Origin of the sequence: Thermomonas sp. (assembly GCF_041919455.1) — a bacterium.
Classification (GTDB): Bacteria; Pseudomonadota; Gammaproteobacteria; order Xanthomonadales; family Xanthomonadaceae; genus Thermomonas.
Genome location: NZ_JAYRTQ010000009.1, coordinates 84,512 through 109,658, shown reverse-complemented (window position 1 = coordinate 109,658; position 25,147 = coordinate 84,512). Strand labels below are relative to the sequence as shown.

Annotated in this window: 28 protein-coding genes and 1 pseudogene; 15 read left to right on the top strand and 14 right to left on the bottom strand. The window is 67.0% G+C overall.

Translation table 11 applies throughout. The features are described 5' to 3' along the window. Positions 1 to 60 precede the first annotated feature (60 nt). The 4 genes from hutU to ACE3T8_RS08360 all read left to right on the top strand — a co-directional run bounded on the left by hutU (position 61) and on the right by ACE3T8_RS08360 (position 5,023). A complete protein-coding gene (hutU, locus tag ACE3T8_RS08375) occupies positions 61 to 1,725 on the top strand; it encodes a urocanate hydratase (protein ID WP_374608394.1) in 1,665 nt (554 codons plus the stop codon). Then, positions 1,722 to 3,377: an SWIM zinc finger domain-containing protein gene (locus ACE3T8_RS08370; RefSeq protein WP_374608392.1), complete on the top strand. Its 1,656-nt coding sequence runs from the start codon at positions 1,722 to 1,724 to the stop codon at positions 3,375 to 3,377. Before hutU ends, ACE3T8_RS08370 begins: the two co-directional genes overlap by 4 nt. A 97-nt stretch (positions 3,378 to 3,474) precedes the next feature. After that, complete coding sequence (locus ACE3T8_RS08365) at positions 3,475 to 4,191, top strand: hypothetical protein (protein ID WP_374608390.1); 717 nt, start codon at positions 3,475 to 3,477, stop codon at positions 4,189 to 4,191. A 148-nt stretch (positions 4,192 to 4,339) separates the two neighbouring features. Next, positions 4,340 to 5,023, top strand: a complete 684-nt coding sequence (locus ACE3T8_RS08360; RefSeq protein ID WP_374608389.1) for a GAF domain-containing protein — start codon at positions 4,340 to 4,342, stop codon at positions 5,021 to 5,023. A 27-nt stretch (positions 5,024 to 5,050) separates the two neighbouring features. On the opposite strand, the gene ACE3T8_RS08355 is transcribed toward ACE3T8_RS08360, so the two are convergent. From ACE3T8_RS08355 to ACE3T8_RS08345, 3 genes are all read right to left on the bottom strand, one after another. Next, positions 5,051 to 5,317 carry a DUF2256 domain-containing protein gene (locus ACE3T8_RS08355; protein ID WP_374608387.1) on the bottom strand — a complete coding sequence of 89 codons (267 nt, stop codon included), beginning with the start codon at positions 5,315 to 5,317 and terminating at the stop codon, positions 5,051 to 5,053. Next, positions 5,274 to 5,681 (bottom strand): hypothetical protein, encoded by a 408-nt coding sequence (locus tag ACE3T8_RS08350; RefSeq protein WP_374608386.1) that lies wholly within the window; start codon positions 5,679 to 5,681, stop codon positions 5,274 to 5,276. The genes ACE3T8_RS08355 and ACE3T8_RS08350 overlap by 44 nt, the downstream gene beginning before the upstream one ends. 66 nt (positions 5,682 to 5,747) lie before the next feature. Further along, a complete protein-coding gene (locus ACE3T8_RS08345; protein ID WP_374608385.1) occupies positions 5,748 to 6,827 on the bottom strand; it encodes a hypothetical protein in 1,080 nt (359 codons plus the stop codon). 183 nt (positions 6,828 to 7,010) lie between these two features. Between ACE3T8_RS08345 and ACE3T8_RS08340 the strand changes: the two genes are divergently transcribed. Next, on the top strand, positions 7,011 to 8,354 hold the full coding sequence (locus tag ACE3T8_RS08340; protein ID WP_374608383.1) for an MFS transporter: 1,344 nt from the start codon (positions 7,011 to 7,013) through the stop codon (positions 8,352 to 8,354). A gap of 54 nt (positions 8,355 to 8,408) precedes the next feature. Then, the gene (locus ACE3T8_RS08335; protein WP_374608382.1) at positions 8,409 to 8,627 is read left to right on the top strand and encodes a polyprenyl synthetase; all 219 of its coding nucleotides are present in this window, start codon (positions 8,409 to 8,411) and stop codon (positions 8,625 to 8,627) included. 43 nt (positions 8,628 to 8,670) lie between these two features. Here ACE3T8_RS08335 and ACE3T8_RS08330 read toward each other — a convergent pair whose 3' ends face one another. Then, the gene (locus ACE3T8_RS08330) at positions 8,671 to 10,269 is read right to left on the bottom strand and encodes an SDR family NAD(P)-dependent oxidoreductase (RefSeq protein WP_374608380.1); all 1,599 of its coding nucleotides are present in this window, start codon (positions 10,267 to 10,269) and stop codon (positions 8,671 to 8,673) included. A gap of 108 nt (positions 10,270 to 10,377) precedes the next feature. Beyond that, positions 10,378 to 10,932, bottom strand: coding sequence for a DUF2058 domain-containing protein (locus ACE3T8_RS08325; RefSeq protein ID WP_374608379.1), 555 nt, complete (start codon positions 10,930 to 10,932; stop codon positions 10,378 to 10,380). 74 nt (positions 10,933 to 11,006) lie between these two features. Here ACE3T8_RS08325 and ACE3T8_RS08320 point away from each other — a divergent pair, with 74 nt between their 5' ends. Continuing rightward, positions 11,007 to 11,513 (top strand): YgjP-like metallopeptidase domain-containing protein, encoded by a 507-nt coding sequence (locus ACE3T8_RS08320; RefSeq protein WP_374608377.1) that lies wholly within the window; start codon positions 11,007 to 11,009, stop codon positions 11,511 to 11,513. Between the two features lie 27 nt (positions 11,514 to 11,540). Here the strand turns inward: ACE3T8_RS08320 and ACE3T8_RS08315 are convergent, their stop codons facing one another. Then, positions 11,541 to 12,410 (bottom strand): bile acid:sodium symporter family protein, encoded by an 870-nt coding sequence (locus ACE3T8_RS08315; RefSeq protein WP_374608375.1) that lies wholly within the window; start codon positions 12,408 to 12,410, stop codon positions 11,541 to 11,543. A gap of 168 nt (positions 12,411 to 12,578) precedes the next feature. Between ACE3T8_RS08315 and ACE3T8_RS08310 the strand changes: the two genes are divergently transcribed. The 3 genes from ACE3T8_RS08310 to ACE3T8_RS08300 all read left to right on the top strand — a co-directional run bounded on the left by ACE3T8_RS08310 (position 12,579) and on the right by ACE3T8_RS08300 (position 14,819). Further along, complete coding sequence (locus ACE3T8_RS08310) at positions 12,579 to 13,466, top strand: RimK family alpha-L-glutamate ligase (protein WP_374608374.1); 888 nt, start codon at positions 12,579 to 12,581, stop codon at positions 13,464 to 13,466. Further along, positions 13,463 to 14,113 carry a DsbA family oxidoreductase gene (locus tag ACE3T8_RS08305; protein ID WP_374608373.1) on the top strand — a complete coding sequence of 217 codons (651 nt, stop codon included), beginning with the start codon at positions 13,463 to 13,465 and terminating at the stop codon, positions 14,111 to 14,113. Before ACE3T8_RS08310 ends, ACE3T8_RS08305 begins: the two co-directional genes overlap by 4 nt. Before the next feature lie 226 nt (positions 14,114 to 14,339). Continuing rightward, the gene (locus tag ACE3T8_RS08300; RefSeq protein ID WP_374608372.1) at positions 14,340 to 14,819 is read left to right on the top strand and encodes a hypothetical protein; all 480 of its coding nucleotides are present in this window, start codon (positions 14,340 to 14,342) and stop codon (positions 14,817 to 14,819) included. A gap of 33 nt (positions 14,820 to 14,852) precedes the next feature. Here ACE3T8_RS08300 and ACE3T8_RS08295 read toward each other — a convergent pair whose 3' ends face one another. After that, positions 14,853 to 15,203: a hypothetical protein gene (locus ACE3T8_RS08295; RefSeq protein WP_374608370.1), complete on the bottom strand. Its 351-nt coding sequence runs from the start codon at positions 15,201 to 15,203 to the stop codon at positions 14,853 to 14,855. 129 nt (positions 15,204 to 15,332) lie between these two features. On the opposite strand from ACE3T8_RS08295, the gene ACE3T8_RS08290 reads away from it, so the two are divergent. Continuing rightward, complete coding sequence (locus ACE3T8_RS08290; protein ID WP_374608368.1) at positions 15,333 to 16,313, top strand: hypothetical protein; 981 nt, start codon at positions 15,333 to 15,335, stop codon at positions 16,311 to 16,313. A gap of 48 nt (positions 16,314 to 16,361) precedes the next feature. After that, positions 16,362 to 17,033 (top strand): annotated as a pseudogene (locus ACE3T8_RS08285) (MBL fold metallo-hydrolase); the annotation flags it as partial. Here the strand turns inward: ACE3T8_RS08285 and ACE3T8_RS08280 are convergent. The 5 genes from ACE3T8_RS08280 to dbpA all read right to left on the bottom strand — a co-directional run bounded on the left by ACE3T8_RS08280 (position 17,019) and on the right by dbpA (position 20,500). After that, complete coding sequence (locus ACE3T8_RS08280) at positions 17,019 to 17,699, bottom strand: aquaporin (RefSeq protein WP_374608367.1); 681 nt, start codon at positions 17,697 to 17,699, stop codon at positions 17,019 to 17,021. The pseudogene ACE3T8_RS08285 and the gene ACE3T8_RS08280 overlap by 15 nt on opposite strands. Next, complete coding sequence (locus ACE3T8_RS08275; protein WP_374608365.1) at positions 17,696 to 18,190, bottom strand: arsenate reductase ArsC; 495 nt, start codon at positions 18,188 to 18,190, stop codon at positions 17,696 to 17,698. Before ACE3T8_RS08275 ends, ACE3T8_RS08280 begins: the two co-directional genes overlap by 4 nt. Before the next feature lie 25 nt (positions 18,191 to 18,215). Further along, positions 18,216 to 18,704 carry an ArsI/CadI family heavy metal resistance metalloenzyme gene (locus ACE3T8_RS08270; protein WP_374608363.1) on the bottom strand — a complete coding sequence of 163 codons (489 nt, stop codon included), beginning with the start codon at positions 18,702 to 18,704 and terminating at the stop codon, positions 18,216 to 18,218. After that, positions 18,701 to 19,042, bottom strand: coding sequence for an ArsR/SmtB family transcription factor (locus ACE3T8_RS08265; protein WP_374608361.1), 342 nt, complete (start codon positions 19,040 to 19,042; stop codon positions 18,701 to 18,703). Before ACE3T8_RS08265 ends, ACE3T8_RS08270 begins: the two co-directional genes overlap by 4 nt. A 75-nt stretch (positions 19,043 to 19,117) precedes the next feature. Then, a complete protein-coding gene (gene dbpA, locus ACE3T8_RS08260) occupies positions 19,118 to 20,500 on the bottom strand; it encodes an ATP-dependent RNA helicase DbpA (protein ID WP_374608359.1) in 1,383 nt (460 codons plus the stop codon). 175 nt (positions 20,501 to 20,675) lie between these two features. Between dbpA and ACE3T8_RS08255 the strand changes: the two genes are divergently transcribed. The 3 genes from ACE3T8_RS08255 (at position 20,676) to ACE3T8_RS08245 (ending at position 23,839) form a co-directional block, all read left to right on the top strand. Next, positions 20,676 to 22,106: an MATE family efflux transporter gene (locus tag ACE3T8_RS08255; RefSeq protein ID WP_374608357.1), complete on the top strand. Its 1,431-nt coding sequence runs from the start codon at positions 20,676 to 20,678 to the stop codon at positions 22,104 to 22,106. A 71-nt stretch (positions 22,107 to 22,177) separates the two neighbouring features. Then, positions 22,178 to 22,681, top strand: coding sequence for an MgtC/SapB family protein (locus ACE3T8_RS08250; protein ID WP_374608356.1), 504 nt, complete (start codon positions 22,178 to 22,180; stop codon positions 22,679 to 22,681). 60 nt (positions 22,682 to 22,741) lie between these two features. Continuing rightward, entirely contained in the window at positions 22,742 to 23,839 is a 1,098-nt protein-coding gene (locus ACE3T8_RS08245) for a DUF1615 domain-containing protein (protein ID WP_374608355.1), read from the top strand. 9 nt (positions 23,840 to 23,848) lie between these two features. Here the strand turns inward: ACE3T8_RS08245 and ACE3T8_RS08240 are convergent, their stop codons facing one another. Next, positions 23,849 to 24,373 carry a hypothetical protein gene (locus ACE3T8_RS08240; protein WP_374608354.1) on the bottom strand — a complete coding sequence of 175 codons (525 nt, stop codon included), beginning with the start codon at positions 24,371 to 24,373 and terminating at the stop codon, positions 23,849 to 23,851. Positions 24,374 to 24,444: 71 nt separating this feature from the next. Continuing rightward, positions 24,445 to 25,125 (bottom strand): MliC family protein, encoded by a 681-nt coding sequence (locus ACE3T8_RS08235; RefSeq protein ID WP_374608353.1) that lies wholly within the window; start codon positions 25,123 to 25,125, stop codon positions 24,445 to 24,447. Positions 25,126 to 25,147 lie beyond the last annotated feature (22 nt).

Here is a 25,147-nt window from a genome sequence, read left to right as displayed (position 1 = left end):
CGCTGAGTCGGGCCGGGTGCCGGTGCGATAATCGCGGCTTCGCTTGCAGGAGCCATGCCGATGTCCAGCCGTCACGATCCGTCCCGCGTCATCCGTGCCCCACGCGGCAATACGCTCACCTGCAAGTCGTGGCTGACCGAGGCGCCGTTCCGGATGCTGCAGAACAACCTGGACGCGGAAGTGGCCGAAGACCCCACCTCGCTGGTGGTCTATGGCGGCATCGGCCGCGCCGCGCGCGACTGGGACTGCTACGACGCCATCATCGAATCGCTCAAGAACCTCAACGACGACGAAACCCTGCTGGTGCAATCCGGCAAGCCGGTCGGCGTGTTCCCCAGCCATGCCGACGCGCCGCGCGTGCTCATCGCCAACTCCAACCTGGTGCCGCACTGGGCCACGTGGGAACACTTCCACGAGCTCGATAAAAAGGGCCTGATGATGTACGGGCAGATGACCGCCGGCAGCTGGATCTACATCGGCAGCCAGGGCATCGTGCAGGGCACCTACGAGACCTTCGTGGAAATGGGTCGCCAGCATTACGGCGGCGACCTCACCGGCAAATGGCTGCTCACTGCAGGACTCGGCGGCATGGGCGGCGCGCAGCCATTGGCGGCTTCGCTCGCGGGCATGAGCAGCCTCAACATCGAATGCCGGCAGACCAGCATCGATTTCCGCCTGAAGACACGCTATGTCGATGAGCAGGCGAGCGACCTCGACGACGCGCTCGCGCGCATCGCGAAGTACACCGCATCGGGCGAAGCGAAATCCATCGCCCTGCTCGGCAACGCCGCCGAACTCCTGCCGGAGCTCGTGCGTCGCGGCGTGCGCCCCGACTGCGTGACCGACCAGACCAGCGCGCACGACCCGGTGCACGGCTACCTGCCGATCGGCTGGACGGTCGAACAGTGGCTTGTCGAGCAGAAGGCGAATCCGGATGGCGTGCGCGATGCCGCCAAGCAGTCGATGCGCGTGCACGTGGAGGCCATGCTCGCCTTCCACGCCGCCGGCATTCCCACCGTCGACTACGGCAACAACATCCGGCAGATGGCGAAGGACGTGGGCTGCACGAATGCGTTCGACTTCCCCGGCTTCGTGCCCGCCTACGTGCGGCCGCTGTTCTGCCGCGGCGTGGGCCCGTTCCGCTGGGTCGCGCTGAGTGGCGATCCCGAGGACATCTACAAGACCGACGCCAAGGTCAAGGAACTGATCCCCGACGACGCGCACCTGCACAACTGGCTGGACATGGCGCGCGAGCGCATCAGCTTCCAGGGCCTGCCGGCGCGCATCTGCTGGGTCGGCCTGGGCCTGCGCCACAAGCTGGGCCTGGCGTTCAACGAGATGGTCCGCAACGGCGAACTGAAGGCGCCGGTGGTGATCGGCCGCGATCACCTCGACAGCGGTAGCGTGTCATCGCCCAATCGCGAAACTGAAGCGATGAAGGACGGCAGCGACGCGGTGTCCGACTGGCCGTTGCTCAACGCGATGTTGAATGTGGCGGGTGGCGCGACGTGGGTCAGCCTGCACCACGGCGGCGGCGTGGGCATGGGGTACTCGCAGCACAGCGGCGTGGTGATCGTCTGCGATGGCACGCCGGAAGCCGACAAGCGGATCGCGCGGGTGCTGTGGAACGACCCCGGCACCGGGGTGATGCGGCATGCGGATGCGGGTTACGAGATCGCGAAGGAGTGTGCGCGGGAGATGGGACTTGACTTGCCGATGCTATGAGCCTTTGCGCTGAATTCCCCGACGAAGCGTGGCTGCGGGATATCGCCGGCGAGGGCGCGTACAAGCGTGGCATCGGCTACGTCAAGGGTGGCGCGATCTCGCTGTCGCAGGTGTCTGCTGACGCGCTGGTCGGAGAGGCTCACGGCAGCCGGATCTACCGTCTGTGGTTCAAGCGGCTCGATGGCGCTTGGCATTGGGATTGCGCTTGTCCAGCGGCGGACGGCGGCGCTCTGTGCAAACACCTGGTCGCAGCTGTGCTTGTGGCGCGCACGGGCGATGCTCCTCGCGCACGGGCGACGATCGCTTCGGATCGCGGACGAAAGCGCGTGGCGGCGGGGACCGGTCATCTGGCGGACTTCCTGCGCGCGCAGCCGGCGCAGCGTTTGGCGGACTGGTTGATTGCACTGGCGCACGACGATCGGGAGACCGAAAAGCGCTTGCGGCTCTACCAGGCCGCCAGCGAACCGAGTGCAATGCGGGAAGCGCTGGCAAAAGCCCTCTCCACCGGCAGCTTCATGGACTATCGGCGGACCCTGGAGTACGCCCATCGGCTGATGGCCGTCATCGATCTGCTCGGCGATGTTCTGCAGCGCGACCCGGCGGAATGTCGTGTGCTGTGCGAATACGCACTGAAGCGGCTTTTCAAGGTGATCGAACGCGTGGACGACTCGGAAGGAGCGGTGGGCGAGTGCATGGCGGCGATTGCAGTGCTGCATGCCCAAGCCTGCTGCGCGCAACCTCCAGGCAAGGTGCTTGCCAAGTCCTTGTGGACGTTGCAGTCGCAGGATCATTGGGGGCTGCTGCCGATCATCGACTATTGGGAGCCATTGGGTGCGCCGGGACAGGTGGCCTACACCAAACTTGCCGTGGATGCGTTCGAGCGGCTGCCACCGATCAAGCGAGGCGGCTGGGACGATGCCGGGTTTCAGGTATGTGCGCTCGTCGAAGCGCTGGCCCACTGCTTGCATGATTTCGAGCTGTTGCAGCGTGTGCTGCGGCGCGACCTCTCGATGCCGCGTAACCATGTAAGGGTGGTGGCGAGCCTTCGCGAAGCTGGACGTGCTCGCGAAGCCATGGCCTTCGCGGAGAGCGCCGTCAAACGGTTTCCGAAGGCGTCGGAACTGCGAGTCGCACTGGCTGAGTGCCTGCTGGATGCCGGCTTGGGCGACGAAGCGCTGGAGCAGGTCTGGGCCGCGTTCCACCACCAACCCGACCAGGATCGCTGGGATGCCTTGAGGCTGCATGCCGGTGCGGCATGGCCGCAGTGGCGGGAAAAGGCGCTTGCATTCGTCACCGAAAAAGATGGCGAACTGGCGGGGCAGCGCATGCAACTGCTGATGCACGACGGTGATATCGCCGCTGCCATCGCGCTTGCACACGAGAAGTCGGTAGAGTCGTTCGCCCTGCGCAAGCTTGCTGATCGCCTGCAGAAGTCCCAGCCCGCGGCGGCCTCATCGTTTTACCTGCGTCTTGCGCAGGGGCAAGAAGGTCGTTTGCGAAGCCCCAGTGATTACAAGGGTCTGGTGGGGCTACTGGCAAAAGCAGCAAGATGTGAGCGTTCCGGTCGATTGCTCGACTTCGTGGCGATGGTGCGCGCTACTCACGCGCGCAAGCGTCGATTGTTGGAGATGCTCGACGAAGCTGGGCTGTAGCCGCATCGCAAGGATGTTGTTTGGTCATCCTTCCTCACCACCTGTGACCGAGTCTTTTGGCGGCTGGCGTTGTTCGCAATACGTCCAGGAGAAGCACATGGCGAGAACCGGTGAGCTTCGCAACGTGCTGCTCGCGTCCGCGTTTGCGCTTTTGCCGGTGCCGCCCGTCGTCCATGCGCAAGAACCAGCGCAGGCGAAACCGCTGCCTGCACCTGCCGCAGCGCAGGCCGAAGACTGGCAACTACCCGGCACGTTTTCCCAAGGCACATCCCTGGCCGACCTGCAGGCCCGCTTCGGCACCGACAACCTCCGCAAGGTGATGCCGGCTGCCGATGCCTACCATTGCGAAGTGATCCTGTTCCCCGACGATCCCGCGTGCCGCGCGCATGCCTTCTTCTACGACTGCGAAAAACTCGATCAATTACGCAGCATCGAGGTCCGCGATCGGGTATCGCGCTGGCGCGGCAAGGGCGGCGTGCATGTCGGCATGTCGTTCGCGGAGCTGCGCGAACGCAACGGCAAGCCGTTCGGGTTCAGCGGCTTCGACCAGGACGGGACGGGCACGGCGCATGACCAGTGGAGCCCCGCGATCGGCGACGACGCCACCTTGGGCAAGCTGGATGTCGAGGAGGGCGAGCGCATGTACTTCGACGTGAGGCTCGGCCTACGTGCGGGTGCGCCCGCGACCGACAAGGCCAAGCTGCCGCGCGACTCGTACTTCCCCAGCGATGACCCGCGGATTCCGCCATTGGCACCGTTGCTGGAGGTCGTCGGCTTCGGTGCCTCCACCAGCCTGGACGACGAGTGGGAGTGAGCGACGGCGAAGACGTGGAGGGGGGCAGGGTGTCCTGATCCACCCGACCCGTTTTCCTGTTGTGCGCAAAACGACGCGCGCCCACACTACGCCGACGCTTTCGATCCGTCCGACCCGGAGCCCCGCCGCTCCTTCCAGGAGGCATTGCATGATGATCGACGCCCTGGTGCCCGACCGCCTCCGCTACCTGCTGCAGAGCCTGCAGATCAACGAGGCCTTGCGCGAGTTGAATGCCACCACCGGCTATCGGTTCACCGCGGTCTACCGGTTCACCGCCACGGGGGCGGCCAACCTGGCGATCTTCGATCGCGAGTCGGATGCGCCGGAAGCCCTGCTGGTGGTGCCGGAAGGTGCGTCGTACTGCGGGATCGTGCGCGAATCGAAGAATGCGTTCCTCGTCACTCGATCGCTGGAGGACGGCCGCATCGTCCGGCATCCCGCCCGCGAAGCCGTGCAGTCCTACTGCGGGGTACCGCTGATCGGCGACGATGGCGTGGTGTTCGGCAGCCTCTGCCATTTCGACTTCGAGCCGCGGATCGTTTCGGACGATGTGACCGAACTGATGTCGGAAGTGTCCCGCTATCTGTCGCCGGAAAGCGGGATGGACGAGCTGGCCGAGACCGTCGCCCAGCGCATCACCCGTCTGTCGCTCATGGCCGATGTGATCCGCGACGCCGCGCGGGACCCGGACGAGATGCGCGAGACCTTCAACATCTACGCGCAGCCCGTGCGCTTGCAGGCCGAGGCCCTGCGTCCGCCGGTGCGCGCCGCGATGGAGCAACGGTTGAGCGCCTTGCTCGAGTCCATCCTGGCACCGGCGCATCCGGCCTGACGGATCGGCGCAGCGACAGCAGCCCGATCATCGCGCGACGTCCCCGCTTCGATGTCGCCGACACCGCTCGCTGCAATAGCGCACCGACTCCCACGCCCGCTCCCATTTCTTGCGCCACGCAAACGGGCGCTGGCACACCGGGCAGGTCTTGGTCGGCAGATGCGGTTTGCGATGCACGTGGGATCCGGTGCCTGGCTCGGTTCGATTTTCCGCCGAAGCGAGGGACGCATGCACCGCCCCGGCGCAATTCCTAACTGGTGCGCGGGAAGGCCGCGAACGCGTTCGCCAGTTCATCGGACTGCGTCTCCAGAGCGATCTGCGCCACCACACCACGGATGGACGATTTCCCGATCTGGGTCAGCGCGAATTCCTCGACCGGGATTTCTTCCAGCAACTGGTCAAGCGGCGGGCAGTCGATGTCGGACAGCGTGGCCCACAACCGGCCAAGGTGAAGGCGCATCGCATGTTCGCGGCCGCCCTCGATGTCGACGGAGGTGAGCGAGACTTCATGGCCCCGCAGCACCGGCGTGCCATCGGGCAGCAGCACGATCGCGTAGACCTCGGCTGCGTGCGTGTCGTCCGTCCAAGCAGTGATGCCGAAGGGTCGGTCGTCCAGGAGATTGCGCGCGGGTGCGGTGGTGTAGATGCGAATCGGCATGCTGATCCTGGTGCGGGGGATGCCCGGATGCTACCGATCGCAGTGGGTGAGGCCGATGAAACCCGTTCATGCAGCTGAAGCGAAGCAGCGATGGCGCATCGTGTCTTCGCGTCGCGTACACGCGCGAGCGGGGACAGCCGCGGCGTGGCCAGGGACGGCCACCTTGTTCATCCCCACAGTCAGTTGGAACCGCGGGCAGGATGCCCACACCAGGGCGGTTGGCCAGGACGGCCAAGGCAAAAGGAGCAGGTTCGCCTGCTCCTTTTGCTTTTTGACAGCGTTATTGCGCGCCCCGGAAACGACAAGGCCGGCATTCGCCGGCCTTGTGCTGTTGCTGGTTGCCTCGGTATCAGGCCGGCTGTTGCGGCGGGGGGGCGGCGGTTCCTCGCCGCCGCCTTCCTGCGCGCAGTAGGGCAGGTCGCGGTAGCGATTGATCCAGCGGTGGATCCAGGTATCCAGCTGGGCGCCGGTGTATCCCTTCTCGCAGATGTTCTGGCACCACAGCAGCTTGGTGCCGGTGTAGCCCTCGCTGGCGCAGGTGGTGGCACCGTTTGCGGTGGAAATCCCGAACTCCGCGACCGCGCCTCCGGTATTCTGAGAATCGTTCGAGATCGTGATCGAGGTAATCGTTTCGCCCGCCGTGCTGTAGAAGGCGAACCCCTTGGCCGCACCGGTTTCGTCGTACACGTCGACGGACACCGCGCCAGAGGTTGCGCCGGAGTTCGTCGTGGCGGTGACGTTCCAGGTTCCATACGTGGCTGGCTGCACGTAGAAATAGAATGCGCGTGCATTCGCCGGGAGCGTCAGCGTGATCGGTCCTTGGGACGAGTGGAAAACCGGCCCGACATAACCGCGCCCCCAGATCCCGCTGCCGCCCCATCCGTCTCCAGGCGTGAGCCTGTAAGCAGCGGGACTGATGCTCAAGTTTCCGGGAACGGGACTTCCGGGAATCACGGAGATTCCATTCGTGTAGTTCGGGATTGCTTCCTGCGCAGCCTGGTTGAATGGCAACATGCTGCGACCGGCGATGCTAGCCGGTGGTGCGCTGGTCCCCAGGTTCTGGAACACGATGGCCGCGTTCGCGGCAAAACTTGCGGCGGCAAGCGCGAGCGCGCTCAGCGCCAATGCATAGTGGCGAGTCTTCATGGAAAGTCCCCTCAAGGCCGCCCGATGCGGCATGCCGCGACTTCAAACCAGAGCAAGCGCTGTGTGCAGGCCACGTTGGCAGTAGGCGATGAGGCCGGTGCGTCCCTCAATACGGCATGGACGGAGCGAGCGATGCGGGTTGGCATCGCCTATCCTCGCGCCACGCCCCCCGATCATCCCCGCATGCCCGCAGCCGACACCCGCGACGCCGACAGTGCCCCGGGCGACCTGCGCCGCTCGATCTCCAACACGCTGAAGGGTTCGGCCGGCAACCTGGTCGAGTGGTACGACGTCTACGTCTATTCGGTGTTCGCGACGTACTTCGAGGCGAAGTTCTTCTCGGCGGACGACAGGAACGCCACGCTGTACGTGTGGGCGATCTTCGCGATGACCTTCCTGATGCGACCGATCGGGGCCTGGTACTTCGGCCGCTTCGCCGACCGCCATGGGCGGCGCCTGGCGCTGACCGTGTCGGTGACGCTGATGGCGGTGTGCTCGCTGCTGATCGCGGTCACACCGACAGTGGCCACGATCGGCATCGCGGCACCCTTGCTGCTGTTGTTCGCGCGGCTGCTGCAGGGCTTCGCGACCGGCGGCGAATACGGTGCCAGCGCGACCTACATGTCCGAGGCCGCGATCCCCGGGCGTCGCGGATTCCTCTCATCGTTCCACTACGTCACCCTGGTTGGCGGCCATGTGCTGGCGCAGGCCACGTTACTGCTGATGCTGCAATGGCTGACACCGGAACAGATCTCCGATTGGGGCTGGCGCGTGGCCTTCGGACTGGGCGGGATCGCGGCGGTCGTGGTGTTCTGGTTGCGGCGCTCGATGGACGAATCGCTGGATGCCGCAGCGATCGAAGCCGCGCGCACCGGCAAGGCAGCGAAGAGCGGGTCGTTACGCGAATTGTTCGTGCACCAGTGGCGACCGCTGCTGCTGTGCTTCCTGATCACCGCGGGCGGCACGCTGGCGTTCTACACGTATTCGGTGATCGGCCCGAAGATGGTGCAGGCGCAGTTCGCCGGCGGCGACGTGCTGACCGGCACCGTGATCAACCTGGTTGCGCTGAGCGTGCTGATGCTGCTGCAGCCGCTGGGCGGCTGGTTGTCGGATCTTGTGGGGCGCAAGACCTTGTTGGTGTTCTTCGGCATCGGCGGCGTGCTCTACACCTGGTTCCTGGTCCTGCACCTGCCGCAGCAGACCGGCTGGTTGCACGCCTTCGGCGTGCTGGCGCTCGGCTTCGTCATCCTCACCGGCTACACCTCGATCAACGCGGTGGTGAAAGCGGAGCTGTTCCCGACGCATGTGCGAGCGCTGGGGGTGGGCCTGGGCTACGCGCTGGCCAATTCCGCGTTCGGCGGCACCGCGCCCTTGCTCTACCAGGCCAGCTTGCGCAGTGATCATGTCGAGACGTTCGTCCTCTATGCCACCGCGGTGATCGCGGTATCGCTGCTGGTGTACGTGTTCTTCCTGGAGAACAAGGGCCGCAACTGGCTGGACCATGCGGACGAGACGCACCTGCGCTGACCCCATTTCAGCACACGGGGCACAATGCACCTCCCACGATCAACCGGACCCGCCATGGACGCTGAAGCACTCATCAAGGCCGCCCTGCGCGAAGCCGGCTACGGCCCCGACGCGATCGGCTCGGCGTTGCCGCGGATCATGAAGATCCTGCAGGCGGAGGACGTGCGCATCGAGATCGGTCGCACCCTCACGCGCAAGGAGCGCGAGTACGTGCGCGTGCAACTGGAGATCGGCCTGGACGTGCCGGAGATCGTGGCCGGGCTGAAGGGTTGAGGCCTGCCCTCCAGCGCTGCTTGGATGCGGCGTTGGCCGCGCTTCACCAATCGGTCGGCGCGTAGTCCTTGAGGAACTGGCCCCAGACATGGGTGCCGGTGTTGAAGCCGTGGATGATCGGATCGACGATCCGCGCCGCGCCATCGACGATGTCCAGCGGCGGGTGGAAGCGCTCCTCCACGATCTTGCGCGCGGCGATCTCGGCGGGATCCTCGTCGGTCACCCAGCCGGTGTCGACGCTGTTCATGTGGATGCCGTCGCCGTGGTAATCGGCGGCCGCGGTGCGCGTCATCATGTTCAGCGCGGCCTTGGCCATGTTGGTATGCGGATGCTTGGTGGTCTTGAAGTTCCGATAGAACTGGCCCTCCACCGCCGACACGTTGACGATGTGCTTGTCGCGTTCCGGCGTGCGCAGCATCAGCGGCTTCAGCCGCGCGTTGATGATGAACGGCGCGACTGCGTTGACCAGTTGGGTTTCCAGCAACTCGACCGACGGCACTTCGTCCATCTGCAAACGCCATGAATTGCGCCCGCGCAGGTCTACCTGCTGCAGGTCCTGGTCGAGGCGGCCTTCGGGGAACAGATGCGCCTGGCCCAGCAGTTCATCCGCCAGCAGCGGCACCTGCGAGAGTTCCGCGGCACGCACCAGGCCGGCGACACCAGCGATCTCGCTGCGGCTGGCCTGCAGTGCGGTCGCATCCGCACCGGGGAGCAGGTCGGCACTGCGCAAGCCTTCGTAATTGCCCAGCAGCTTGCGCACGTCGGCGGGCATCGCATGCAGCGCGGCGGTTTCGCCTTCCATCATGTGCGCGTAGAACGCGGGCGGGCGGCGCACGGTCTGGCAGGCGTTGTTGATGATGAAGTCCAGGCTCTGGCGGGTGGCCAGCAGCTCGCTGCAGAACGCCTCCACGCTGGGCGTATGGCGCAGGTCCAGGCCGAACACTTCCAGGCGGTCGCCCCACTCGCCGAAATCCGGCTCGGCGGCGTAACGCGCGGCGGAATCGCGCGGGAAGCGGGTGGTGACGATCAGCGACGCGCCCGCGCGCAGCAGTTTCAGGCCGGCCTGGTAGCCGATCTTGACGCGCCCGCCGGTGAGCAGCGCCACGCGCCCGCGCAAGTCGGCGGTCTCGGTGCGCTTGAAGAAATTCAGGTCCGCGCAGGCCGGGCACAACTGGTCGTAGAAGTGGTGGATGCGCGTGTACTTCTGCTTGCAGACATAGCAATGCAGCAGTTCCGGCGACTCGTTGTGGGCGACCGGATCCGAGGCGTTGTTGCGCGGGTCGTGCAGGCCGGGCGCCTGCGGCGGGAAATAGTTCGGCGTGGTGAACACCGGCTTGCGGCGCAGGGTGCGGATGCCGGTCTGGTCGAGCAGAGCCTCGGTCGCACGCGCCTTTTCCTGCGCACGTTCGCGGGCCAGGTCCTTCGACTTGCGCCGCCGAGCGCGCGGTTCCGGGTGGTGGACCAGCGCGACCGCCTGCAGCAGGCGTTCGCGATCCGCTGCCGGCCATGCCTCCAGCACGTCGCGGTCGGCGATGATCGCGTCGAGCAACGAAAGCGCGGGTTGCAGGCGGTTGTCCGGAGTCGCGACGTCGTGGGTGACGGCCGCTGCGTGGTCGGGATTCGGTGTCGCGGTGGTGTTCAAGGACAGGTCCGTGTTGCGCGCCGCATGGGCGATGGAATGAGGGTGACGCGAGGCGCGCGTCGGTCGATGCCCGGCGTGCGGGCAGGCTACGGCGGCGCGACTGCGCGGTTACCAGACCAGGTCGTCGGGCACCTGGAACTGCGCGTAGTACGCATCGTCTTCCGAGGTCGACACCGCGGCTTCGTTGCCTGCGGCCTGGCCGTGGTCGAGCACGACCAGGCTCGCATCGCGTTCGCGCACCTTGTCGCCGGCGGTGCGTGGCAGCAGTTCGTAGCGGTCGCCTTGCCGGGCGATCACCAGCGCGCCGGAGGCCAGCTGCTTGCGCAGCGCCTCATCGACCAGCAGGGTGCGGATCGCGCCATCGGCGGTGAAGCGGTATTCGATCTCGCCGGTAAGCGGCACTTTCTTGTCGGCGATGATCTGCCGCGCCTGTGCGGCCAGTTCCGCAATGCGTGCCTTGGCCTTGCGCTCGCTTTCCAGCGCGCGGTCGCGTTCTGCCTTTTCGGCGCGCGCGCGTTCCGCGTCCAGCTGGATGTCGGTGGCGGCCGCCGGTGCCTTGCCGTGTTTCGCCTTGAGCTGCTCGCGGGCGACCTCGGAGACCTTGGATTTCTTGACCAGGCCCGCCTTGAGCAGTTGTTCCTGGAGCGGGTTCGGCTTGGCCATGCTGCGGTGTTCTATCGTGGGTTTGCGGGCCATCATACCTGCCGTCCCCTGAGCCCCCATTCAGCCTGCCAGCCATGACGCCCCTGAAATACCTTGCCGGTTACCCGCCGCACGTGCTGGAGCGGGTGCATGCGTTGATCGCGGAAGGCCGGCTGGGCGCGATGCTGGCGGCGAAGTACGAGCAGCCGCATGCGATCCGCAACGACGGCCAGCTCTACGACTACGTGCAGGACCTCAAGGATCGTCACCTGCGCAAGTCGGTGCCGCTGGGCCGGGTGCTGTACGACGGCAAGCTGCAGGTCATGAAGGATGCGCTGGGAACACACACGACCAAGTACCGCGTGCACGGCGACCGGCTCAAGTCCAGTCGCGAGATCCGCATCGCCAGCGTGTTCCGCGACGCGCCCGCCGAGTTCCTGAAGATGATCGTGGTGCATGAGCTGGCGCACATGAAGGAAGCCGAACACGACAAGGCGTTCTATCGCCTTTGCACGCACATGGCACCCGACTACCACCAGTTGGAGTTCGACCTGCGGCTCTACCTGACGCACCTGGAAGCGGGGCCACGCCCCGGCGATTGAGGGCGCGCGCCTGCGGGCACGCGGCTCTCAGGCGTCGCCATCCTGCCCGCGTCGCGCCGCGAACCACGCGAACGCCGCGGCAGTGAAGAACATCAGCAGGCTGTAGACCGCGGCGGGAATCGACATCGTCGCGTTCTGCAGCACGTTGAGGGCGATGAAGATCGCCAGGGTGCCGTTGTGGATGCCGATTTCCATGGCGATGGCGATCGCCTGCTTGCGTGGCAGCTTCAGTGCGCGCGGCGCGGCGTAGCCGGTGGCCATGCTGGCGAGGTTGAACAGCAGGCAGACGATGCCGATGCTGGCGAAGAACTGCAACAGGGTGCGCCATTCCTTGGCCACCGCGGCCACGATGAGCAACACCAGCACCAGCACGGAGAGCAGGCGGATCGGTTTCTCCATGCGCGCGGCGAAGGCCGGCGCGCGGGCGCGGACCAGCATGCCGAAGGCGACCGGCAGCAGGATGATCACCGCGACCTCGACGATCTTCTGCACCGGTGGCGGCACGTACTGGCCGCTGCCCAGGAAGAATTCCAGCGACAGGTTGAGGATCAGCGGCAGCGTGAGCAGGCAGAGCACGCTGTTGACCGCGGTCAAGGTGATGTTGAGGGCTACGTCGCCGCGGGCGAGATGGCTGTAGATGTTGGCGGTGGCGCCGCCGGGCGAGGCCGCCAGCAGCATCAGGCCCACCGCGAGTTCGGGCGGCAGCTTGAACAGCAGGGCCAGGCCAAGCGCAACCCACGGCAGCACCGCGGTCTGCAGGAACAGTCCGGTCAGCACTGCGCGCGGATAGCGGGCGACCCGGCGGAAGTCCGCCAGGGTCAGGCCCAGGCCAAGCCCGAGCATGATCACGCCCAGCGCGAGCGGCAACAGCAGGTTGGTCAACAACGATGACTGCATCGGTGGAACCCTAGCGTGGCGTGCGGGCCGTGTTGCGGCCATGGTCGGATGCCGCGCATCCCGGGGCAGGATCGCGTGTCGGCCCCGCGTGCCGCAAGTACGCGGCGCGCTCGCGGTCGCGGGCATGGCCGCCGATAATGGCCGCTGTCCTTCCCGCGCGCGAATGCCATGACCGAGATCGCCATCCTCACGCCCGATCCGGCGGAGGCCTCGCACGGCACGTTGTGGCCCACGGTGCTCGGCCGCCTGCAGCGCGCGCTGGATCGCGTCGGCATCGCCGCGGTGCCGGTGCCGTGGACCTCGCATGTCGATGACGCGCGTGGTCTGCGCGGCTTTGCGCGGGTGCTGCCGTTGCTGGCCTGGGGCTATCACTTCGACCATGCGCGCTGGCTGCGTGCCTGCGCGACCTGGCAGCGGGAGGGCATCGCGCTGGCCAATCCCGCCGACGTGCTGGCGTGGAATTCCGACAAGCGCTACCTGTCCGAACTCGCCGCACGCGGCATCGCGATCCCGGCTACCGACTTCACCGACGCGCTGCGCCAGGAGGTGATCGAGCGCATGTTCGACGATACCGGCGCGGACGAATTGATCGTGAAGCCGGCGATCTCCGGCGGCGCATGGAAGACCGTGCGCGTGCGGCGCGGCGATGCCATCGCGCCGATCGACGGCACCGTGATGCTGGTGCAGCCATATTTGCCGACCATCGAAACCGCAGGCGAGACCTCGCTGCTGTATTTCGGCGGCGTGTTGAGCCATGTGGTGAACAAGCGCCCGGTGCCGGGCGAGTTCCGCGTGCAGGAGGAATTCGGCGGTGTGTACTGCGTGCTCGATGCGCCACCTGCCGGCGCGGTCGCGCTGGCCGGGCAGGTCCTGGCCGCGATCGATGCACCGCTGCTGTACGCGCGCATCGACGTGGTGCCGGATGCCGATGGTCGCTGGCTGCTGATGGAAGCCGAACTGATCGAACCCGATTTCTACCTGGACAGCGACCCGGCGCAAGGCGACGGCTTCGCCCGCGCGCTGCGCGCATCCCTCGACGATGGAGTGACGCCATGAAAACCCTGCGCATCGATATCGTGTCCGACGTGGTCTGCCCATGGTGCGCGATCGGGTTGGTCTCGCTGGAGCGGGCGCTGCAGCGCACCCAGGGCGCGGTCGCGGCGGAACTCCATTTCCAGCCGTTCGAACTGAACCCGCAACTGCCGGCGGAAGGCGAGGGCATCGGCGAACACCTGCAGCGCAAGTACGGCATGGACCCGGCGCAGCTTGCAGACAACCAGGAACGCATCCGCGCGCGCGGCGCGGCGCTGGGCTTCGTGTTCGACTTCAACGCGCGCAGCCGGATCTGGAACACCTTCGACGCGCATCGGCTGCTGCACTGGGCCGGCATCGAAGGCGGCCAGCGCGCGCTCAAGCACGCGCTGCTGCAGGCCTACTTCAGCGAGGGCCGCAACGTCTCCGACCACGCCACCCTGGTCGATATCGCGGGCGGTGCCGGTTTCGAAGCCGAGCGCGCGCAGGCGATCCTGGCGTCGAACGAATACGCGGCCGAGGTGCGCGAGGCCGAACGGTTCTTCACCCGCAACGGCATCAACGGCGTGCCGGCAGTGATCATCGAACGCAAGCACCTGGTGTCCGGTGGACAGCCGGTCGAGGTGTTCGAACGTGCCTTGCGCGAGATCGCGGCGGGCCTGCCGGGCTGATCCGGCGTTCCATCGTGCGGATGTGAATGCGCGCATTGCGGTATGCGCATCGGCGCATCCCATATGCCATTTCCGCACACCGCACTGCAGCAAGACACCGCGGGACATTCCCGGTATCAAGGACATGCCATCGCGTCATGACCCACGGACAGTTGCGGTCATGACGCGGGCACGGAGGGATCGTCGATCCATCCGTCATCGATGATCACCCTTGGGGAGGGTAGGCATGCTGACGTTCCTGATCGCTGCGACATTGCAGGTGGGCGCTGGTTCCACCGCGGAATTCCCGGTCACCTTCCGCCAGGATGACGCGCGATGGCCGGTCGTCGTCAACGCAACGGGCGTGGTGACGCAGGATGGCGATGGGCTGCGGGTTCGCCTGGGCAGCGTGCAGGTCGCGGACCAGCCGGCCAACCCCAGCACGATTCCCTACACCACCTACCGCGTCTGCCTGGCGCGCAAGGCCACCGACACGCCATGGGAGCCTGCCGGCTGCTCCGACCCGGTGAAGATCCGCTCGATGCCGCAGGGGGACGAAACGGTCTCGCTGCCGGCGCAGACGCTGACCATCCCCGCGACGGGTGCAGCGTCGCTGGAGGACTACGGGCTGGTACTGGAACTGGTGTCGCGACCGGTGCAGGGGCGGACCTACAGCGTGCCCTCGCATTCGCAGCCGTCGTTGTTCGTCGCCGGCGGCAGCCCGTAGACGCACCTCGCGTCGGCGCCTGCGCGCCGGCGTTCAGCGCGGGACGACCAACGGGATCGTGTGGCCCTCGGCGGTGATGAGATGGGCATCGGCGATCGCGCCGTCCACGAAGGCGGCGCGCACCGTGGCCTCGCCCTTGCTGCCGGTCACGTGGACATTGAAATCCGGATCGATCCGGCCGTCGTTCACGTCCAGGCCATAGCCGAAGAGCGGCAGCTTGATCGAGGCCACCTTGCCGATTTCGCCGATGACCACCGGATGCTTGTGGATCAGGGTGTCCAGTCGCGTGTACGAACTGGTCTGCTGCACGAACCACCACGCAGCCACGATGAAGCCGCCCAGCAGGGCGAGCGCGTACAGCCAGTTGCGGATCCAGCTCAGCATCGGGGGCTGCCTGTCGTTGGAATGCGCCTGCGAGGGTAGCGGAAACCCAGCCATGGCAGTGGCGGCCACTGTGGGGGGTGGCGTGCTCGGGCACAATCGGCAGGCCGCAATCATCGGGGATTGGCTTGCATGATCGTGCCGGAATACTGGGCCGAAGCCCGCGAACAGGCCCGTCACAAGGGCCGTCCCATCACCGTCCGCCGCTACGGCTGGTCGGATGAAAGCGTGGACGCCGCGCAGGCGCATGCGAATGCGCGCGCCCGCCAGGCGCTGGACGCGATCCTCGCCGGCGCGCGATTGCCACGGCGAGAACTGCGCACCAATTACGGCGTCGCCGGGGTGCCGATCCGCGAGCAGATCGTAGCCCGGCATGGCGATGTGGTGATCACCCGCAACAGCTACGGCGCGCTGTGCCTCAACACCCCGGACGTGCTGTTCGCGGATGTCGACCTGGCCGAGCGGCCATCGGGCTGCGTGGTCTCGATCGGCGGCTTGGCGATCATCGCGGCGGTCGGGTTCGCGGTCGGCTTGCTCGCATGGCATTGGGTCGCCGGCGTGGCGCTGGCGATGCTGGGCGTGTGGGCGGTCAATCGGTTCTGGTTGCGCCGGCAGCAGGCCGTGTTCGATCGCGATGGTGGTGCCGAGGTGCGAGCGCTGGCATTGGTGGAGGCGTTCAGCGCCGCGCATCCGGAGTGGCACCTGCGCATCTATCGCACGCCGGCCGGCTTGCGCGTGCTGGCGATGCACCGCACTTTCCAGCCGGATGATGCCGATGCCGCGCTGCTGTTCTCCGCGCTGCAGGCGGATCATCTGTACACGGTGATGTGCAAGGTGCAGCGCTGCTTCCGCGCGCGGCTCACGCCGAAGCCGTGGCGAATCGGCATCGACCAGCGCATCCGCCCGCCGGTCGCGGCCTGGTCGGCGGAACAGGCGAACCTGCCGGAGCGCCTGGCATGGATCGCAGGCTACGAGCAGCGATCGAGAGGCCATGCCGCGTGCTGCTACCTGGGCTCGCTCGGCGACACGGCGCGCATCGACCCCAAGGCCGAGCATGTGCGCGCCCTGCACGATGCGATGGCACGTGCGGACAGCGACCTGCCGTTGGCGTGACCCGCGGCAAGCGCGACGACGGATGTCGAAACCGCTGCCGCGCATTCGCCGCCGATCCGCGGCGTGCTGCTCTCGCATGATCACTACGATCACCTGGACAAGGCCGCGATCCAGGCGCTGGCCGGCAAGGTCGAGGTATTCCTGGCGCCACTCGGCGTTGGCGACCGCATGATCGAGTGGGGCGTGCCGAAGGACAAGATCCGCCAGTTCGACTGGTGGCAGGGCACCGAGGTCGCGGGCGTGCGCTTGACCTTCACCCCTGCGCAGCATTTCTCCGGGCGCGGCTTGCGCGACGGCAATCGCACGCTGTGGGGCTCATGGGTGATCGACGACGGCGAGCGCCGGGTGTTCTTCAGCGGCGACAGTGGTTACTTCGACGGCTTCGCCGAGATCGGCCGGCGCTTCGGCCCGTTCGACCTGACCCTGATGGAGACCGGTGCCTACAACGTGCAGTGGCCCTACGTGCACATGCAGCCGGAAGAAACCGTGCGCGCGCACCAGGACTTGCGTGGTCGCTGGCTGCTGCCGATCCACAACGGCACCTTCGACCTGTCGATGCATCCGTGGTTCGAGCCGTTCGAACGCGTGCTTGCACTGGGCGACGAACGCGGCATCGGCATCGCCACCCCGATCATGGGCGAACGCATCGGCATCGATGCGCCGCATGCCGGCGAACGCTGGTGGCGGTCGGTGGTCGCGGTGGAATCAGCTGCGCGCTGAAACCACGTCGCCACGCGCCAGCAGCAGGCGTGCGATGGCGAGCGCGACCAACGCGCCAGCCAGTTGCGCCAGCACGAAACCGACCACGTCCTGCGGGCGGATCCCGGCGAAGCTCTGCGTCAGAGAACGCGCCAGGGTCACTGCCGGATTCGCGAACGAGGTACTCGCGGTGAACCAGTACGCGGCGAAAATGTAGCTGGCGACCAGCGCCGGGATCGCGTTCGCTCGATGGCGTGTGCCGAGCAGGATGGTGAGCAGCAGGCCGCAGGTCGCCACGCCTTCGCTCAGCCATTGCGCACCGCCGCTGCGTGCATGCGTGCCGGGCTGCAGCAGCGGCTGCTCGAACATCGCATGCGCCAGCAGCACGCCGGCGATCGCTGACAGCACCTGCACCGCGATGTAGGCGATCGCATGCGCCGACGTGATCTCGCCACGCAGGCGCATTGCCAGGGTGACGGCGGGGTTGAAATGCGCGCCGGAAATCGGGCCCAGCACCATGATCAGCACGTAGAGCATGCCGGCGGTGGCACCGGCATTGGCGAGCAGGGCGATGCCGTCATTGCCGTTCGACAAGGCCACGCCCATGATCCCGGAACCGACCACGGTGGCGAGCAGCAGCATGGTGCCGAGCGCCTCGGCCAGCAGCCGGCGGTGCAGGGCGATCATGCGCTGCCGATGCTGCGCAGCTCGCGCTGCAGCGAGAGCTGGTCGAGCTTGTCCATCGGCAACGACAGGAACAGCCGCAGGCGATGGCTGATGGCCTGCGCCGTCTTCGCGAATGCATTGCGACGGGCCTCATCGTCGCCTTCGACGTGCGACGGATCCGGGAAACCCCAGTGCGCGGTCATCGGCGTGCCGGGCCAGTACGGGCAGGCCTCGCCCGCGGCGTTGTCGCAGACGGTGATGACGAAATCCATCTTCGGCGCATCGGCGTCGGCGAACACGTCCCAGCTCTTGCTGGACATGCCGCTCGCATCGCAGCCGAGTTTATGAAGGGTTTCCAGCGCGAGCGGATTGACCCGGCCCATCGGCTGGCTGCCGGCGCTGAAGGCGCGGAAGCGACCTTCGGAAAGCTGGTTCATCAGCCCTTCGGCCAGGATGCTGCGGGCACTGTTGCCGGTGCACAGGAACAGGATGTTGTAGGGCGTCGTGGGCATTGGGGCGTCGTCGGTGGGGGATGGGTCAGCAGCAGCCGGACTGCGGGGCGCAGCAGGACGCGGTCTTGTCGGTCATCGGTTGCATCGCCCGGACGTCGGGCGTGCACGACGCGCCATCGGTGGCGCAGGCGGCATCGCCGGCGTGGTACGTGGTGGCCTCGCCGAAGGTGTGGAAGGTTTCCCAGCGCGTGCCCTGCGGGTCTTCCGTCCAGGTCTTGTCGGAGCGCGCGTAGCAGCAGACGGTGGCATGTTCCGGCACCAGCGTGCCGCCCGCCGCTTGAAGCCGTTGGCCCAGCGCCGCCAGCTCCTCGCCGCTGTCCACCTGCAGGCCAAGGTGATCGATGCCGGGCGCGCGGCCGGTATTGGAAATCGCGAAATTGATGCGCGGGTCCTCGAGCATCCACTTCGCGTAGTCGAGCTTGCGCACGACGGGTTCGGCGCCGAACAACTCGTTGTAGAAGCGGATGCTGCCGCCGAGGTCGGCGACGTTGAGGTGCACGTGGAAACGGTTCATCGCTTGGCTCCTGGTGTGCGTGGCGTGCAGGCACTGGCCAGCCCGCATTCCGCGGTACCGGCGCAGCAGTTCTCGGTGAGATAGGCGAGCAGCGCGTTCATCCGCGCATAGTCCGCGCGCACGCGGATGACCCGGCCCTCGCGTTCGTCGTCGACCAGGCCGGCGGCGCGCAGCACGTTGAGGTGCGCACTCAACGTGGCGGGCGGCAACGCCAGGTGCTCACGCAGTTCGCCGACCGACAGACCGTCGGGGCCGGCCTGCACCAACTGGCGGAACGCTGCGAGGCGGGATTCGTGACCCAGCGCGCGGAGTGCGGAAAGAGCGGTGCCGGTGTCCATGATTCCATATGTCCAGAAATATGGAATCATTGCAACCGGCATCGCATCGATGCCGATTCGAGCAGCGGGAATCCGCTAGAGCTTGTTCACCCGGAACTTGCGGCCCTTGATCTTGCCCGCGCGCAGTTGCGCCAGGGCGTGGTTGGCCTGGTGGCGGGCGATGGCGACATAGCTGCGGGTGGCGAACACGTCGATCTTGCCGATGGCGTCCTTCGACAGACCGGCATCGCCAGTCAGCGCGCCGACGATGTCGCCGGGGCGCAGCTTGTCGGTGCGGCCGGCGTCGATGCGCAGGGTCGCCATCGCGGCCTGCGGCACGTCGCGTGGCTGGCCTTCGAGCGCAGCGATGCGCTCGTAGCGGATGGGTGCACCCTGGCGTTCCTCGATCAATGCAACGCGATTGCGTTCGCCCGATGCGACCAGGCTCAGCGCCAGTCCATCGCGACCGGCGCGGCCGGTGCGGCCGACCCGGTGCAGGTAAGTATCGGCATCGGTGGGCAGCTCGTAGTTGACTACCGCGCCGATGTCGTCGATGTCGAGCCCGCGCGCGGCAACGTCGCTGGCGACCAGCACGCTGCAGCTGCGGTTGGCGAAACGCACCAGCACTTCATCGCGATCGCGTTGTTCCATGTCGCCGTGCAGGGCGAGCGCGGTGAAGCCGTAATGCGCCAGCGAGCCGACGACTTCCTCGGTATCGCGGCGCATGTTGCAGAACACCACCGTCGATTCCGGCTTGAACTGCAGCAAGAGCGCGGCGAGTTGCGGTGCGCGGCGCGCGGCATCGGCCTCGAAGAAATGCGCGCGGATCGCCGCCGGTTGCGCGCCACCGTCCACGCTGACTTCCAGCGGCTCGCGCAGCATCGCCTTGGCCAGGGTGCGGATCGTGTCCGGGAAGGTGGCCGAGAACAGCAGCGTCTGCCGCTCCTTGGGCGTGCGCTTGACCAGTGCGCGGATCGGTTCGTCGAAGCCCATGTCGAGCATGCGGTCGGCTTCGTCCAGCACCAGCGTGCGCACCTTGCGCAGGTCCAGCGCGTCCTTCTGCACCAGTTCCAGCACGCGGCCGGGCGTGCCGACCACCACGTGCGGCGCATGCGTGAGCGAGGCGAGTTGCGGACCCAGCGGAATGCCGCCGCAGAGCACCGACAGTTTCAGGTTGGCGATGCCGGTCGCCAGCTTGCGCAACTGCTTGCCGACCTGGTCGGCGAGTTCGCGGGTGGGGCAGAGCACCAAGGCCTGGGTGCGCGTGGCGGTGGCGTCGATGCCCTGCAGCAGGCCCAGCCCGAATGCCGCGGTCTTGCCGCTGCCGGTCGGCGCCTGCGCGATCAGGTCGCGGCCTTCGAGCACGGCGGGCAGGGCCTGCGCCTGGATCGGGGTCAGCGTGGTGTAGTCGAGTGCGTCCAGGCCCGCTTTCAGGGACGGATCGAGGGCAAGGTCGGCGAAGGTGGTGGGCGTGGTCATGCGCGCATGATCGCAGGCGCAGGGCCGAAATGGGGGCAGAGTGAAGTTTCGTGACCGCCCTTGTTGCGAAACCGAACAGATCGACACGAAATTCACTCTGACCCCATTTCGACGTGTCGAAGCCGGTCTCCGCCGTTCGTCGCAGGTAACATCCGCCCGAACGCAAGGAGGCGCCATGCAGCCGACACCCTCGCAGGACACGCCCGCCACCGACCTCGCCGCGCAATCCCTGTGGGCCAGCCTGCGCGACGCGATCCGCGGCACCAATGCGGATTACACGAAGATCCCGCTGCGGCGCGCCGTGTTCCTGCTGGCGGTGCCGATGGTGCTGGAGCTGGTGCTGGAATCGACCTTCGCGGTGGTCGACATCTTCTTCGTGGCCAAGCTGGGCGCGTCGGCGGTGGCCACGGTCGGGCTGACCGAGAGCTACCTGTTCCTGCTGTACTCGGTCGCGATGGGGCTGGCGATGGCGGTGACCGCGGTGATCGCCCGGCGCGTCGGCGAGGGCAAGCAGGAGGAAGCCGCAGTGACCGCGGTGCAGGCGATCATTGTCGCCCTGCTGGTGTCGATCCTCCCCGCGGTCGTCGGCATCGTCTACGCGCAGGATCTGTTGCGGCTGATGGGCGCGGATGCGTGGAGCATCGAGCACGGCTACCGCTACACCCAATGGATGCTGGGCGGCAACGCGGTGATCATGCTGCTGTTCGTGATCAACGCGATCTTCCGCGGCGCCGGCGACGCCGCCATCGCGATGCGCGTGCTGTGGGTGGCCAATGGCCTGAACATCCTGCTGGATCCGCTGCTGATCTTCGGCTGGGGGCCGGTACCGGCGATGGGCGTGGAAGGTGCGGCGATCGCCACCAACATCGGTCGCGGCGTGGGCGTGCTGATGCAGCTGTGGATCCTCTTCCGCGGCGGCCAGCACATCCGCGTGCTGGGTTCGCAACTCGCGTGGCGTGGTGCAGTGCTGTGGAACATCGTGCGCACCTCGCTGGGCGGCGTCGGCCAGATGCTGGTGGCGATGACCTCGTGGATCTTCCTCATGCGCATCCTCTCCAGCATCAGCAGCGAGGCGGTGGCCGGTGCCACCATCGCGATCCGGGTGATGATGTTCACGATGATGCCGGCCTGGGGCATGTCGAATGCGGCGGCGACGCTGGTCGGGCAGAACCTGGGCGCGCAGCAGCCGGAGCGCGCCGAGGCCTCGGTCTGGCAGATCGGCTGGTACAACATGGCCTACCTGCTGCTGATCGCGGTGCTGTTCTTCGCGTTCCCGCGGCAGATCGTCGGCATCTTCAGCGCGGACGCGAACGTGATCGCCATCGGCGCGGAATGGCTGCGGATACTCTCGTATTCGCTGTTCGTGTACGGCTGGTGGATGGTCAGCGTGCAGGCCTTCAACGGCGCCGGCGACACGAAGACGCCGACCTGGATCAACGTGGTGTTCTTCTGGCTGATCCAGATCCCGTTGGCCTGGGTGCTGGCCTTGCACCTGGGACTGCAGGAAACCGGCGTGTTCTGGGCGGTGTTCGTCTCCGAAACGTCGGTGGGCCTGTTCACCCTGTGGCTATTCTCGCGCGGGCGCTGGAAGACGACGCAGGTCTAGCGGCGCGCGCGATGACGTCTCCATGACACCGCGCATGGTTGGATGCGGCCAGGAGTTGGTGGAGTTTGATCATGGACGAGGTGCTGCAAGCGCTGGCCGCGGAGCTGGCGTTGCCCGATGCGGCGACGTTGACGGTGATCGTGGTGCGCGTGCTGGTGGCCGCGGTGCTGGGCGGGATCATCGGCTGGGAGCGCGAACAGAAGGGGCGCGCCGCGGGCCTGAAGACGCATATCCTGGTCGCGGTCGGCTCGGCGCTGTTCGTGCTCGCGCCGACGCTGGCCGGCATCGGCGGTAACGACAACACCCGGGTAATGCAGGGCATCGTGTCCGGCATCGGCTTCCTCGGTGCCGGCGCGATCCTGCACAGCCGCGACCGATCCCGCGTCGAGGGCCTCACCACGGCGGCGAGCATCTGGATGACCGCCGCGATCGGCATGGCCGCCGGCATCGGCCAGGAGATGGTGGCGCTGGTCACCGCGGTGGTCGCCCGGCTGGTGGTGGGGGCCGTGCCCAAGGTGATCGGGATCACGCCGTCGCATCGTGGACGCGCCGCCCGCGACGACCCGTCGGCGTAGCGGGAGGTAGCCATTCAGGTGGCTTTGCTAGCCTCTGCCGAACCCCGCCGGCAGCGCCGCATGACGCACGTCCAACGACGCCATCGAATCCCCGCGCTGCTCGCCCTGTGCCTCGGCATCGCCAGCCTCGCCGGCTGCGAATCGCAGCGCACGCCGGAGCAGGTGCAGGCCGAACTGCTGCGCAAGTTGCCGGCGACGCTGCATGACCGCGATGGTTGGGCGCGCGACATCCAGGCCGCATTCGCGGCGCAGCAACTGGAGCCCAGCACCGCCAACCTGTGCGCGGTGCTGGCGGTGGTCGAGCAGGAGTCGACCTATCGTGCCGACCCGGCGGTGCCCGGCCTGGGCGGCATCGCCATCGCCGAGATCAAGCACCGCGCCGCGGCCAAACACGTCCCGGAATTTGCCATCGATGCGGCGCTGAAATTGCGCGCGCCGGATGGTCGCACCTATGCCGAGCGCCTGCAGGCCCTGCGCAGCGAGCGCGAGATGAGCGAATTGTTCGAGGAGATGGTGGCGCGCCTGCCCCTGGGCAGCGGCAAGTTGCTGGCCGGTTTGAATCCGGTGCGCACCGGCGGGCCGATGCAGGTGCGGGTGGATTTCGCCGAGCGCCACGCGCGTGGCTATCCGTACACCGTGGAGGGCTCGATCCGCCACGAGGTCTTCAGTCGTCGCGGCGGGCTGTACTTCGGCATCAAGCACCTGCTGGATTACCCGGCCGACTACGACACGCCGCTCTATCGCTTCGCCGATTTCAACGCGGGTTGGCATGCCAGCCGCAATGCCGCGTTCCAGCAGGCCGCGGCGATCGCCAGCGGCAAGAAACTGGTGCGCGATGGCGACCTGCTCACGCCCGGTGCGTCGATGCAAAAGCCCGGTGCGACCGAAGCCGCATTGCGCAGCATCGACATGCTGCTCGGCATGGACGCCGCGGCGATCCGCGCGGACCTCAAGCGCGGCGACAGTGCCGGTTTCGAAGGCACGGCCTTGTATCGCGCGGTGTTCGCCATCGCCGACCGCAAGGGCAGCGGCAAGCCGGTGCCGCGCGCGCGGGTGCCGGACATCGCGCTCGAGAGCCCCAAGATCACCCGCAAGCTGACCACGGCGTGGTTCGCCGGTCGGGTGGAGTCGCGCTGGAAGGCCTGCATGGCGCGCTGACGTGCCGGTTCATGCCGCCTGTTGCAGTCGCCACAGCATCACGCCGTACACCAGCAGCGAGAACACCACGTAAGCGGCATCGACCAGGCGCTTGCGTTGCGGATTGCTGCGGCTGCGGGTGGCGTCGATCAGGAACTGGCGCAGCAGGAAGGTGTAGAGGATGTAGTAAAGGAACGGGATGACGTGGACCTGCCATGGGTAGTCCTCGATGCGCTTGTCGAAGCGGGCCAGGATCCAGCCGATCTGCGCATGGATGCCGAGGATGCCGAGCGCGGCGTTGACCAGCATCCAGCCCACCTGGTCGCGGCCGAAGATCACCAGGTAGAACACCATGTACACCACGATGGCGATGCCGCCGTGCATGTACAGGAAGGTCAGGTCCGGCGCCTCGGACGAATACGCCATGAAGAAGCCGGACAGCCCGAACATCAGCATGTGGATGCCGAAGAACAGGTAGATGAACATCCCGGCTTGCTCGCGCATGCCCGCGAGACCACCCGTTCCGTTCGATGGTGTCTTGTCTGGTTGCTTCATCCGCGGGACTCACGTTGCTCCCGTGGATGCTCAACGGAAGCAGCGGGTGGTGGCGGCCGCACAGTGCCCCCTCACTTCGCAGGCTTGCACACCAGCTTGTTGCCGTAGAAGTCCACGCGGGCCTCGCCCTGGTGTTCCCAGAACGCCACGCCATCGGCGGCGTAGCGTGCGCCGCTGGCGCTCACCGCGGCCGGCACGATCGCCTGGTCGTTGCCCCAGGTCAACACCACGGCGCGCGGCTCGTCGTTGTAGAAGGTGGCGGTGAACGGCTTGCTGTTGTCGTCGCAGCGGTACTCCACCGCGGACGGGATCACCACCAGCCCTTGCTGGATGTGCAGATCGACGATCCGCTCGATATAGGCTTCGCGCACGCAGGCCGGCTTGTCGTCGGCCTTCCAGCATTCGTCGCGGCCCTTGATCCAGCCGCGTTCGCTGGCCTGCAGGGTCGCCTTGTCGCTGGCCCTGGCCAGCGCCTGCGCGAAGGTATCGGCCAACTGCCGGTCGAGCGCGGCCAGCACCGGGTCGTTGCAGACCATCTGCTCGAATTCGCTGGGCGATTTGGTGCAGTCGAAGCTTGGCGTGGCGGTCTGCGGTGCCGTTGCGGTGGCAGGCGCCGCGGCATCAAGCTGGGCGGGAGTCGTCGATGTCGCGGGCGAAGCAGGCGCGCTCGCGGGAGCCGTCGGCTCGGCGGCCGGTTTGCAACCCGCGAGCAGGAGGAAAGCGCTGGCGAACAGCCACGATGACCGCGTCATGGGACGGCTCCGGGGGATGGAG

Excerpts from the sequence above, each read along its gene's own strand:
- dbpA (WP_374608359.1), bottom strand. The coding sequence starts at position 20,500 with ATGACCACGCCCACCACCTTCGCCGACCTTGCCCTCGATCCGTCCCTG.
- ACE3T8_RS08340 (WP_374608383.1), top strand. The coding sequence starts at position 7,011 with ATGCCCGCAGCCGACACCCGCGACGCCGACAGTGCCCCGGGCGACCTG.
- ACE3T8_RS08250 (WP_374608356.1), top strand. The coding sequence starts at position 22,178 with ATGGACGAGGTGCTGCAAGCGCTGGCCGCGGAGCTGGCGTTGCCCGAT.
- ACE3T8_RS08295 (WP_374608370.1), bottom strand. The coding sequence starts at position 15,203 with ATGCTGAGCTGGATCCGCAACTGGCTGTACGCGCTCGCCCTGCTGGGC.
- ACE3T8_RS08360 (WP_374608389.1), top strand. The coding sequence starts at position 4,340 with ATGATGATCGACGCCCTGGTGCCCGACCGCCTCCGCTACCTGCTGCAG.
- hutU (WP_374608394.1), top strand. The coding sequence starts at position 61 with ATGTCCAGCCGTCACGATCCGTCCCGCGTCATCCGTGCCCCACGCGGC.
- ACE3T8_RS08245 (WP_374608355.1), top strand. The coding sequence starts at position 22,742 with ATGACGCACGTCCAACGACGCCATCGAATCCCCGCGCTGCTCGCCCTG.
- ACE3T8_RS08280 (WP_374608367.1), bottom strand. The coding sequence starts at position 17,699 with ATGATCGCCCTGCACCGCCGGCTGCTGGCCGAGGCGCTCGGCACCATG.
- ACE3T8_RS08255 (WP_374608357.1), top strand. The coding sequence starts at position 20,676 with ATGCAGCCGACACCCTCGCAGGACACGCCCGCCACCGACCTCGCCGCG.
- ACE3T8_RS08275 (WP_374608365.1), bottom strand. The coding sequence starts at position 18,190 with ATGCCCACGACGCCCTACAACATCCTGTTCCTGTGCACCGGCAACAGT.
- ACE3T8_RS08290 (WP_374608368.1), top strand. The coding sequence starts at position 15,333 with ATGATCGTGCCGGAATACTGGGCCGAAGCCCGCGAACAGGCCCGTCAC.
- ACE3T8_RS08325 (WP_374608379.1), bottom strand. The coding sequence starts at position 10,932 with ATGGCCAAGCCGAACCCGCTCCAGGAACAACTGCTCAAGGCGGGCCTG.
- ACE3T8_RS08365 (WP_374608390.1), top strand. The coding sequence starts at position 3,475 with ATGGCGAGAACCGGTGAGCTTCGCAACGTGCTGCTCGCGTCCGCGTTT.
- ACE3T8_RS08335 (WP_374608382.1), top strand. The coding sequence starts at position 8,409 with ATGGACGCTGAAGCACTCATCAAGGCCGCCCTGCGCGAAGCCGGCTAC.
- ACE3T8_RS08270 (WP_374608363.1), bottom strand. The coding sequence starts at position 18,704 with ATGAACCGTTTCCACGTGCACCTCAACGTCGCCGACCTCGGCGGCAGC.
- ACE3T8_RS08320 (WP_374608377.1), top strand. The coding sequence starts at position 11,007 with ATGACGCCCCTGAAATACCTTGCCGGTTACCCGCCGCACGTGCTGGAG.
- ACE3T8_RS08355 (WP_374608387.1), bottom strand. The coding sequence starts at position 5,317 with ATGAACTGGCGAACGCGTTCGCGGCCTTCCCGCGCACCAGTTAGGAAT.
- ACE3T8_RS08370 (WP_374608392.1), top strand. The coding sequence starts at position 1,722 with ATGAGCCTTTGCGCTGAATTCCCCGACGAAGCGTGGCTGCGGGATATC.
- ACE3T8_RS08310 (WP_374608374.1), top strand. The coding sequence starts at position 12,579 with ATGACCGAGATCGCCATCCTCACGCCCGATCCGGCGGAGGCCTCGCAC.
- ACE3T8_RS08240 (WP_374608354.1), bottom strand. The coding sequence starts at position 24,373 with ATGAAGCAACCAGACAAGACACCATCGAACGGAACGGGTGGTCTCGCG.
- ACE3T8_RS08345 (WP_374608385.1), bottom strand. The coding sequence starts at position 6,827 with ATGAAGACTCGCCACTATGCATTGGCGCTGAGCGCGCTCGCGCTTGCC.
- ACE3T8_RS08315 (WP_374608375.1), bottom strand. The coding sequence starts at position 12,410 with ATGCAGTCATCGTTGTTGACCAACCTGCTGTTGCCGCTCGCGCTGGGC.
- ACE3T8_RS08235 (WP_374608353.1), bottom strand. The coding sequence starts at position 25,125 with ATGACGCGGTCATCGTGGCTGTTCGCCAGCGCTTTCCTCCTGCTCGCG.
- ACE3T8_RS08305 (WP_374608373.1), top strand. The coding sequence starts at position 13,463 with ATGAAAACCCTGCGCATCGATATCGTGTCCGACGTGGTCTGCCCATGG.
- ACE3T8_RS08300 (WP_374608372.1), top strand. The coding sequence starts at position 14,340 with ATGCTGACGTTCCTGATCGCTGCGACATTGCAGGTGGGCGCTGGTTCC.
- ACE3T8_RS08350 (WP_374608386.1), bottom strand. The coding sequence starts at position 5,681 with ATGCCGATTCGCATCTACACCACCGCACCCGCGCGCAATCTCCTGGAC.
- ACE3T8_RS08265 (WP_374608361.1), bottom strand. The coding sequence starts at position 19,042 with ATGGACACCGGCACCGCTCTTTCCGCACTCCGCGCGCTGGGTCACGAA.